Here is a 1603-nt window from a genome sequence, read left to right as displayed (position 1 = left end):
TGCTGGGGCAGGCGACCATGCTGACTGCTGACCGTTGGGACGACTTGGCCGCGATGATCCACGAGGCGATGGGGATCTCGCTGTTGATGGCGGCCACTCACCCGTCGAGCCGGCCCGTGGACGTCCCGGGACTGACACGATTGACGGCGCTCGAGTGCGTCGAGAACGCGTTGCGCGAGGTTCATACCTGGGATCTGGCCCTCGCCGCAGACCTGCCCGACTTGGCCCGGCTGAAGGTGCTGTTGGCCGACGTCCGCAGGGAGTGGGACAGCGCTGTCGGACGCCGAGGGTAACGGCCCATGTGGCAGGCCGTTCAGCGGGAACTCGCCCGCCTCGAGTGGGACGTCGCGCCGCCGCTCACCCTCGATCTGATGGCCGACTGGACCCGGACAGTGTCCAGCTTGGTGGCGATCCGCCGAGCGCTCGGCCCGACCTCCACTGCCGACCCCCTCGCGTTGCTGGCCACCGCAACGACCGGCGCAGCGCGAACTGCGGACGTGAAACCGATCTTGGCGCCGTCGCTGAGCGATGTGAGCGCGGCGCTCGCCGACGTCGGCCAGAACAGGGCGGCGCGCCCCGACTTCGACCGACAGCGCGACGCGGCGACCCTCAACCACGTCGCCTACGAACTCGTGCACTGGGTGCGCGTCCGGACGCCGGACGAGCAGGCAAAGGCATGGCTGCTGGCCGGCGAGACCGCACTCGACGGCGCGATCCACGCCCCAACCAGCCGATCTGCCGCCGGCGTCGGCCTGGCGGCCTGGCAGGAGGCGCTCGCAGCCGTGCAGCCCGTCCAGAACGCCCCGATCGTGCGCCGCAGCGTGGCGCTCGGGCACCTGGCGATCTTGCGCGACACCCACGCTCTGGTGGACGAAGCCACGAAGGCCGGGGCGCTGCCACGCCCGTACGCTGACGCCCTCCTCGGCAGCATCCGCGAGCTCGCTCGCGCCCACCAGTCCACGCTGAGTCAGATCGACGGCCGACGCCTCGGCGCCACCCGCGTCGACCAAGCCGTGATGCTCCAAGTCGGCACCGCAGTGCGGCAGCTCACTGGATGCCCGGATCGGACCGAGCCTTCCCAGGTCCGTCTGGACGTGCTGCAGCGCTCGGGCCTCGGCCAGGCGGTTCTGGCTGCCAATCTCACCGGCGAGCCGTCCGCCCAGCCCGCAGCTGCGAGGATCAGCCGACTCTCACTGGAGTACCTGACCAACCACCGGATGCTCCCCGACATCGACCTATCGCACTCCCCAACGCCGCCCGGATCCGAGGAGCCCAAGGCCGCAGCCGCGCGGGAACCCAGAGCCTCGGCACGGATCGCACCACCCATGGAGCCCACGATCACGCCTGGGACCGTGCTGGACGGGCCTTCCATCTTGGCGCTCTGCAGGGTCCGTGACCTGGGCGTCGCCGCAGGGACGGCAGATCCGGGGAACCCGCCCGAGCTCCTGTGGGGCATCGACTCCTCGTGTTGGCCGCAGCTGACAGTGGAGGGCAGGCAGGCCGTGACCGACATGGTCGCCTCGGTGCTCCCGATGGTCTACGCCCAGACCCGACGAACAGCCAACGCCGCCGATATCCGCGGCCAGATGTTCGTTGAACTGAT

The 1603-nt window shown here is 70.2% G+C and carries 2 protein-coding genes; both read left to right on the top strand.

The features are described 5' to 3' along the window. Positions 1–293, top strand: a 293-nt coding sequence (locus tag Q1K57_RS13830; protein WP_300083604.1) for a hypothetical protein, incomplete at its 5' end; no start/stop codon positions are given. 6 nt (positions 294–299) lie between these two features. Beyond that, the coding region (locus tag Q1K57_RS13825; protein ID WP_300083602.1) for a hypothetical protein at positions 300–1603 on the top strand (1304 nt) is incomplete at its 3' end.

The organism is Propioniciclava sp., assembly GCF_029977985.1.
GTDB lineage: Bacteria > Actinomycetota > Actinomycetes > Propionibacteriales > Propionibacteriaceae > Propioniciclava.
Note: the sequence above shows the minus strand (reverse complement) of the source record. Positions and strands in the feature narration are given on the sequence as shown.